Annotated in this window: 5 protein-coding genes; all 5 read left to right on the forward strand. The window is 58.8% G+C overall.

The genetic code is table 11. The features are described from left to right. Positions 1 to 1,839 (forward strand): BREX-1 system adenine-specific DNA-methyltransferase PglX (gene pglX, locus DYE23_RS29065; RefSeq protein ID WP_115329159.1); only part of this gene is annotated, 1,839 nt, incomplete at its 5' end. After that, entirely contained in the window at positions 1,832 to 4,324 is a 2,493-nt protein-coding gene (gene pglZ / locus DYE23_RS29070) for a BREX-1 system phosphatase PglZ type A (RefSeq protein ID WP_115329160.1), read from the forward strand. The genes pglX and pglZ, both read left to right, overlap by 8 nt. A gap of 12 nt (positions 4,325 to 4,336) precedes the next feature. Continuing rightward, positions 4,337 to 6,478 carry a BREX system Lon protease-like protein BrxL gene (brxL, locus tag DYE23_RS29075; RefSeq protein WP_115329162.1) on the forward strand — a complete coding sequence of 714 codons (2,142 nt, stop codon included), beginning with the start codon at positions 4,337 to 4,339 and terminating at the stop codon, positions 6,476 to 6,478. Positions 6,479 to 6,602: 124 nt separating this feature from the next. Further along, positions 6,603 to 7,943 carry an SIR2 family protein gene (locus tag DYE23_RS29080; protein WP_172527960.1) on the forward strand — a complete coding sequence of 447 codons (1,341 nt, stop codon included), beginning with the start codon at positions 6,603 to 6,605 and terminating at the stop codon, positions 7,941 to 7,943. A gap of 11 nt (positions 7,944 to 7,954) precedes the next feature. Continuing rightward, positions 7,955 to 9,209, forward strand: a 1,255-nt coding sequence (locus DYE23_RS29085; protein WP_172527961.1) for an ATP-binding protein, incomplete at its 3' end; no start/stop codon positions are given.

Here is a 9,209-nt window from a genome sequence, read left to right on the forward strand (position 1 = left end):
TTCGAGGGTGCAACTGTTCCGGTCTGCGCCTTTGTTCTTCGCCGCGGGCGGTTTGACCATATCGGCGCCTTTGTACGCCTCGCGGACTTCGTCGGGCCCGCCGTTCAGGGGCCCAAGGCCCGTGACGTAATTCAGGCCGATCGCTTGCGGCGCGCGGGCGAGGCAAGCGGCGGCATGGAACGCCATCTATACAGGATCGCGACCTCGGAGCTTGCCAAGGTACCCGGGACGCCGATTGCGTACTGGCTTTCCGACGCTATGCGTGCCGCGTTCGCGAAGGGGCGCCCATTGCGAGATGGCGCCGAGCCTCGAAAGGGGATGGACACCGGCGACAACGCCAGATTCTTGCGGGGTTGGTGGGAGGTATCACGCTCAAAAACGTCGTTAACTGAGTTCAGGTCTGGTTACTGGCTTCCGTATAACAAGGGAGGTGGCTTCCGTCGTTGGTACGGCTACCGCGAGTTCCTCGTCGACTGGCGTAACGGTGGATCGGAGATGCGAACCCGCAGCGGCGCAAGGTATTTTGGTCGGGAAGGTTGGACATGGGGAACAGTGACTTCCGGTGGTTTCTCGATTCGGTATACACCGGCGGGCGCGGCCTTCGATAACGGAGGCTGCACGCTGTTCTCCCAGAGCGATCTGTCGGTGGCAGCTCTAATTCTGAACTCGACCACCGCTGATTCGATCCTTGCGGCTATTTCGCCGACCCTCAATTTTCAGCCGATCAACGTTGGAGCGGTCCCAATCGTGGTGTCGGACGCTCTTTCCTCCGTGGCGGATTCGGCCATTAAAGAACTTGTTTCATGCTCGCGCGCTGACTGGGATTCGTTCGAGACGTCTTGGGATTTTACGGAAACACCGTGGCTCGTAATGACACCGTCATCAGATCAGGCCTCAGAAACGCGGCTCGCAGACCGTGCTGATGAGTGTTCCGCGCGTTGGGGCGAAATCGCGGAGGATCAGCGGCTCCGCGAGGCGTCGAATAACCGTGTTGTGGCGGAGGCATACGGATTAGAGGACGAGGTCGCACTCGACGTGGAACGGCAGCGGGTATCGCTGACACGAAACGTTGAGTTTCGGTACGGTGCCGGCAAGACAGCCGAAGAGTACGGACTTTACGAACGTGCGGACGCGGCTGCCGAGTTCGTGTCGTATGCAATCGGCTGCATATTTGGTCGGTATAGCGTCGATCTACCGGGTCTGATCCTTGCCGACCAAGGCGCGACGTTGCAGGACTACCTAGCTCAGGTGCCGTCGCCAAGCTTTATGCCAGACAACGACAACGTCATCCCGATCGTCGATGGCGACTGGTTTGAGGATGACATCGTCGCTCGGTTTCGCCAGTTCGTCCGGGTTGCGGTCGGGGACAAGCATTTGGAGGAGAACCTGCGCTTCGTCACAGAGTCTCTCGGTGTGAAGAACCTCCGCGAGTACTTCATCACGAAGGCTGGCAGGTCAAAGTTCTATGACGACCATGTTCAGCGGTACAAGAAGCGCCCGATCTACTGGCTGTTCTCGAGCGCCAAGGGTTCTTTCAATGCGCTGATCTACTTACACCGCTATGCGCCGTCCACCGCCTCAACAGTGCTGACGTACCTGCGTGAGTACGTGACCAAGCTTGAGTCGAGCCTTCAACAGGCGGAGCGCGCCGGCAACGCGAAAGAGGCAGACCGCCTGCGCAAGATTCTCGTCGAACTGAACGAGTACGAGCACGACACGCTTTATCCGAAGGCATCCGACAACGTCGTCATCGACCTCGACGACGGTGTGAAGGTGAACTACCCGAAGCTCGGCGGAGCGCTAAGGAAGATCGCCGGGTTGGAGTCTTCGAGTGACTGAGCTGAACTCGGTTAAGGACGCCATCACCAACCGACTGGCCGCGCAACGAGTCGTGTTCTGGCACGACGCCGCTGGCGAGTACGACGCAGACGTCGAAGCGCTCGAACTCGGCGCCGTGAACGTCGTTCGAGTGCACGGCAACGAATTCGGCGTGAAGAGCATGATTCTCGCCGATCACGTCACCAAGCATCTCGTCTATCGCTCGGGTGACATACCACGGGGCACGAGCAATTGGCTACTGGACCTTGAGTTGGCCTACGGAGTCTTCACCGCAGACAAGACATCCATGCTCCAACAGGAATTCGGGCTTGGCGATCCCGCGCTAGCTGCCGTCATCGAGCAACACCAGAATTTCTTCAGCGCCAACTCTCGAAAGCTCGCACTGGCAAAGCTTCTTGCCCCAGGCGACGACGCTGCGAAGATGCAGGCCAAGATGTCCCAGGTTCTCGTGAAGTCCTCAGGACACACGCTGACCGACATCATTCGCGAACTCCTCGCCGAGAACGCCGCGAACAAACGGGCCAAATACGATGACCTCGCGACATTCGGACTCGACCAGTTCCTTTGGGACGGCCTGGCGAAGATTTATAAGTACTCGCGCACCAACCCAACCATCGACGATTTCGTGCTGTGGATGTACACCCGGGCGATCGAAGACTTCGCGTCAGAAACGCCCGGCGAGTTCAGAAACATCCGGATTGACTTCAACAGTCTGCGCTACGACGTTCGCACCCAAGCCATGATGGCGACGCTCGCGTCCCGGGCGGCCGATGCACTTGACCTGAAGTCGAAGATCGAGCACCGGGACTTCCGCGAATTAGTGCCAGTCACGACCTTCGAGGAAATCGACCGCAAGATCATCGTCGATCTCGCGGCCGCGGTCGCGACTCAGTCGGTAACACCCCGAGAGGTAGCCGAAACGGTGCGGCAGCGTCAAGACAGCCTCTGGAAGGACAAATACGCCAAGTTGTACGACGCGACCAAAAGCGCCTCCGAGCTCCTCGCAGCCATTGCTGCCTTGCCCAACACGATCCCATCGATGGACACCGGCCTGCAGAAGTACGAGTCCGATTGGTTCCGAATCGACCAGCAGTACCGCTGGTTCACGTTCGCCTACCAAACCGCCGAGTTCCAGAAGCCCCTCGAATCCCTAAAGGCCGAGGTGGATAAAGGGTATGCCAACAAGTTTCTCTACCACTTCAGTGGATTATGGCAGCAGGCGCTGGAGCCGACGGACCAGTGGAAGTCCATTTCCCTTGCGCCCCAGAGCAAGTTTTTCGACAACCACGTCGCGCCGATCGTCAAAGACGGCCGGACTAAAGCTGTTGTCATCATCTCGGACGGAATGCGTTATGAGGTTGCGGACGAACTGACATCCCTGATCTGCAGTGAGGATCGATTCGATGCCAAGCTCTCGGCGGTGCTCGGAATGCTCCCCAGCTACACCCAGCTCGGCATGGCTGCGCTGCTGCCGCAGTCGGCTCTAGAGCTGGACCCAGAGGCACTGCCGGTACTTGCGGACGGGAAGCCCACGAATGGAACTGCAAACCGCGACAAGATATTGCAGGCGGTAAAGGGCCATGCCATCTCCGCCGCAGACGTGATGGCAATGCCCGGGGATGAACTGCGTGACCTCTACAAGCAGCACCAGATCTTCTACGTCTACCACGACCGCATCGACGCGGCCGGCGACAAAGCCGCCACCGAGCGCACAGTGTTCCAGGCGGCCGAGGAAACCCTGCGCGAATTGGTGCTGCTCGTGAAGAAGTGGACGAACGCCAATGCCACAAACATCGTGATCACCGCCGACCATGGGTTCCTTTACCAGGACACTCCGCTGGAACAGTCGTACTACGTCTCGGAGTCGCCCCAAGGAGAGGCAATCACCAAGACCAATCGCCGGTATGTGCTGGGCAGGTCTTTGAAACCCTCGCCTTCGTTCATGACCTTTACTTCAGCTCAGGCCGGACTCGTCGGCGACATTGACATCCAAATCCCGAAGTCCATTCACCGAATCCCGCAACCCGGCGCTGGCACTCGATACGTCCACGGTGGCGCGTCGCTGCAGGAGATTGTCGTGCCAGTCATCGCTGTCAACAAGAAGCGCAGGAGCGACATCCGCCCAGTCGAGGTCGACCTCATGCCCGAAACCAACAAGATCACAACCGGACAGCTTGCGGTCAAGCTGCTTCAACGCGAGGAAGTCACTGACAAGATCCAGCCACGCCAGGTCCGGCTCGGCATCTACGCAGGAGAGACACCGATCTCGGACCAGCCGGTACTGACCTTTGACAGTTCCTCAGCCGACCAGCGTGAGCGCTACCAGTCGGTGACGCTGTACCTCACGCAGGACGCTGATGAAGTCAACAACCGCGCCGTGGAGCTGCGGCTTGAAGACCGCATCCCCAACACGAACCAGTGGAAGACGTTCTCGAAAGCCAACTACACCATCAAGCGTTCGTTCATGACGGACTTCGACTTCTAGCGGGTGACGATGATGACCGAGCAGAAAGACTTAGCCGTGGCGGATGACGACGACTCGGACGGATTGGGTGGCGGGCCCTCGGCAGTCCCTCCGATGAAGTCAACACTCGACCAAAAGATCAACGATGTCTTCGGCGGCGCGGTCGTGCGCAAGGACCTTGTGAAGGCCGTCAAGGGCAACGCAATCGTGCCGTCATTCGTGTTGGAGTACCTGCTGGGCCAATACGCCGCTTCCGACGACGAGGCGACTATTCAGTCAGGCATCGAGAGCGTCCGCAAGATTCTCGCCGACCACTACGTCCACCGCAACCAAGCCGAACTCGTGAAGTCTCACATCCGCGAAAAAGGCCGTTACCGCGTTATCGACAAGGTCCAGGTCCAGCTCAACGAAAAGGACGATACCTACGAGGCCGAGTTTGCAAACCTGGGCATCAAGCAGGTGATTGTCGCGCCGGCGACCATCAAGGCTCACCCCAAGCTGTTGGTCGGCGGCGTCTGGTGCATCTGCGATATCGAGTACCAGCACAGTGACAACGCGCGCGTGGTTCCGTGGATCTTGGGCTCCATCAAGCCGATTCAGCTGTCCAACTTTGACTTCGACGGCTATGTCGCTTCGCGTCGCAAGTTCACGACCGACGAGTGGATCGACCTGCTGATCCAATCCATCGGCTTCAACCCTGAGATGTTCGGCCGACGAGCCAAGCTGATCCAACTCGTGAGGCTTATCCCGTTCGTTGAACGCAACTATAACCTCGTCGAGCTGGGCCCCAAGGGCACCGGCAAGTCGCACATCTTCTCGGAGTTCTCGCCACACGGCATGCTCATCTCCGGTGGTGAGATCACCGTTGCAAAGCTATTCGTGAACAACTCCAACGGGCGGCTCGGGCTGGTTGGTTACTGGGACGTGGTGGCTTTCGACGAGTTCGCGGGCAAGAAGAAGCGCACTGACAAGGCGCTCGTCGACATCATGAAGAACTATATGGCAAACAAATCGTTCTCCCGTGGTGTCGAAACACTCGGCGCCGAGGCATCAATGGTGTTCGTGGGCAACACATCCCACAACGTGCCCTACATGCTCAAACACTCGGATCTCTTCGACGAGCTCCCCGAAAGCTATCACGACTCGGCCTACCTCGACCGCCTGCACTTCTACATCCCCGGATGGGAAGTGGACACCATCCGCGGTGAGATGTTCTCCGAGGGTTACGGTTTCGTCGTCGACTACATCGCAGAAGTGCTCAAGTCTATGCGTGACTCGGACTTCTCTGACCGCTACCAACAGCACTTCACGCTCGGCTCCGACATCTCGACCCGGGATCGCGATGGCATCCACAAGACCTTCTCTGGGCTGATGAAGATCCTCCACCCCCACGGGCAAGCCACGACGGAGGAAACCGAGGAGATCCTGCGGTTCGCCATCGAGGGCCGCAAACGCGTAAAAGACCAAATCCTCCGCATCGACTCGACAATGGCCGACGTCAAATTCGGCTACCTCGACAAGACCGGCGAATGGCGTTCTGTCACCACGCTCGAAGAGGACGAGTACCCGGTCTACTACCACCAACGCCGGCGAACGGACGACCAATCCGGCGAGTCCTCGGACGGTGAGGAACCCAAGCCTGCTGCCACTCCGACTGTTGATGACCCCCCGAAGTCCAAGCCGCTGTTCGAGGGGCATCGAGAGTTTCAGGAGAACCAACGCGGCGTCTCTTACGAAAATCTGCTGCTGCCTTACCTTCGCAGCGCCACCGAACTCACCATCGTCGACCCGTACATTCGCGCGCCGCACCAGGGCCGCAACCTCGTTGATCTCCTTGCCGTGCTGGCGTCTGCGAAGGACCCCGCCGACGAGATCTCCGTGACCTTGGTGACGAAGGCGGACAAACCCGAGTACGAGCAGCAACAGTTGTTGATGCTCAAGGCTATTCAAGACGGGGCAGCCTCAGTCGGGATCAAATTCAACGTCAAATGGGACGAGTCCATTCACGACAGATCCATACGAGCAAACAACGGCTGGAAGATCCTCCTCGGTCGCGGTCTCGACATCTTCCAGAAAGGCTCAGGCAGCCAGTTCGACATCGGCTCGCGCCGCCAGGAGTTCAGGCAGGTCGTTGCGTTCGGGGTCACGTATATCCGGCAGGCCGATGGTGATTGACGTGACTGAATCCCCTGACAACCCCGAATCAGGCCCGGGCGAGCCTGCAGCCAGAGTGGAAACTCCCACCGCACATCCAGGCAGCACGGTTGCTCCTACACGTGGACTCTTCCTAGTCGGCGGCGTGATCAAACAATCGATTACGACTACCGATGCGCACGTGGTGCGTGAACATCTCAGTTCCCTTCTGCAGGTGAAGAACCTAGTTGTACTCCTGGGATCCGGGGCCTCATTCCATCTGGGCTCACCCCAGACTCGCAACCTGAGTAATCAGAAAGTCCTGGAACTAATCACCAGCGCTGGAGGTGCAGCAAGCGGTACCGACGCCGCGCTTCTAAGTGTCATCAATCCATCAGACAACGGGGACCTCGAGCAGTTGCTCAACGGGCTGCAACTCGCCACTTCACTTGCGAGACAAGCTGGTCAGGGTTCGGTAGCACTCGGCACAGGGGGCGATGCCAAGACATACCCGAACGAACAGGTCGAGAGTTTGCGCCGCAGCATCAACCGAGCCCTGGCAGACGCGTGCCGCTTGCCAGCCGAGACTGCAACATTGGAACCGCCGTTTGATTCGGATCCTCTACGCGCGCATCGAACATTTCTGTCGCGGATTGTCCGCAGCCGCCGGTCGAACCTTCCGCGCCCCCGCATCTTCACTACTAACTACGACCTCGTGATTGAGCGAGCTCTCGACGAACTTGGCTTTCCTTACATCGACGGCTTCAGCGGGACCGTGGATCGTCGCTTGAACCTCGCCTATTACGGCCTGGACTTCCACCGAGTCGAAACGACCACCCAAACGGTCGTCGCACGTGCTGAAGGAGCTCTCTACCTTCACAAAGTGCATGGCAGTCTGAACTGGCGCTCATCCGTCGAGCGGGATCCGCTCACCGGGCTGGAGTCGTTGGAAGTCCGGCAGAGCGCAGATGCCGCTGTCGGCGACGATCTCGTGCTCATCTACCCGACTGCCGCCAAGGAATCCGACTCCCTGGCCTATCCCTACTCTGATCTTCTCCGACTCCTCGGAGATGCTGTACAGCAAGAAGATACGGCGATCCTTGCCGTTGGCTATGGATTCGCTGACCCTCACATCAACCGCCTATTGCTGCGCAGTCTTGCAAGTAATCCTGCACTCAACGTCTTCGTTGCCGACCCAAAGGCGGTGCTGAGCGACGAGGATCTGGTGACAGTGACAGACAATGCGGATGCTCTTGGCGGATCGTTGGCAGAGACAGGTGTAACACCGAAATCTACGGCGATAGCTGCACTTGCGATGGGCGCCGATTCGCGCATTGCTGTTCTTACCGGCGACTTCGGCAAGTTCTCTGAGCTTGCCGAATTAATGCCGGATACAGGCACCCAGGGCAGTGTCAGCCCGCCCGCAGCGATTACGAGCTTGATCGAAGCCCTTGAGCGAGCGACGAGCCGGGTTACCCCGCCGCTTGCTGGAGACGACGGGCCATGAGGGACGCGGGTGTGATCGGCCGGGTCATCGACGTGCGAAGCACGACGATCCGCGTCGCATTGGAAGTCGGGGCAAAGGGCTTCACCAAGGTCGGTCCCGATGGACTGCAGACTGTTGGCGTTGTGAATTCCTACATCACCGTGCCGGCCGGAGCGCACCGCGTCGTCGGGATCGTCACGGCGGTGTACATCAGCGGGCAGCAGCAGCCCAAGGGGCGAGTCGAGCTGCTCAGCCAAGACGACACGGCTACATACGAGCTGGAAGCGACTGTCGTGGGCCGATTCGAAGGCGATGCCTTCAAGTCTGGGCTCACCGGTTATCCACCACTACACGCCCCTGTGCAGGCGGCGACCCCGCATGAAGTGAAGAACATATTCCATCCGGGGGGCGGACCGGCGCTGAGAATCGGAACATCGGCCGTAGCGACCGAGCAGTCAGTCTACTTAGACGCAAACTTGCTTCTCGGACATCATTGTGCCGTAGTCGGTTCCACGGGATCCGGCAAATCATGCACTGTGACCGCACTCATCGATGGACTTATCGATCACGAGATCCCAAACGGTCACGTTGTGATCTTCGACATCAACGGTGAGTATGCACAGTCGTTTCCACCATCGACCGTCCGAGGCAAGAAGACTCGCCCCTTGATCCTCGGCCCTCGGCCCGGCGCATCGAGTGGTCTGTTCCTACCGCATTGGTTCATGAACAACGAAGAACACCTCACGCTATTCAAAGCAAGCGAGGGTGTTCAAGCGCCGATCCTCCAACGCGCCGTGGCGGATGCGAGGGTTTCGGGGGCCTCAACCAACAAAGAGATGCTGCGACTGCAGAATGTAGTGAGTTCCGCCAGCATCATCGAGGGAATGTCTTCAAACAGCAGCAAGGGTTGCGACATTGTGTTCGCGCAGCTTGCCGGTTTGCAGACCATGGTGAACGACCAAGTCGGCAAGACGAGTGCGTGCGCTGCCCAATGGGCGCAGATCAAAGTTATGCTCGATTGGGGGATAGCGAAAGCAAACGTGCAGGATGCCGTATGGACTCCGTTGACGCCTCCGCAGAGGGACATATTGGCACCCATGCTCGTCGCAATCCGCAAAGAGGTCACGGCTGCTTTCGGCGTGCTGGGCATGGGCAGTGCACAAACCGCACCCGATTTCGATGCGCCGGTATACTATTCACTCCAAGAACTCTGCGACGTCTTCCTCCCGAACCGTATTCAGCTGGAGCAAGCAGCCGACAATAAGATCGCTGGTTACGTCGCAACAC

The sequence above is a fragment of the Mycolicibacterium gilvum genome (assembly GCF_900454025.1).
GTDB lineage: Bacteria > Actinomycetota > Actinomycetes > Mycobacteriales > Mycobacteriaceae > Mycobacterium > Mycobacterium gilvum.

Excerpts from the sequence above, each read along its gene's own strand:
- brxL (WP_115329162.1), top strand. The coding sequence starts at position 4,337 with ATGACCGAGCAGAAAGACTTAGCCGTGGCGGATGACGACGACTCGGAC.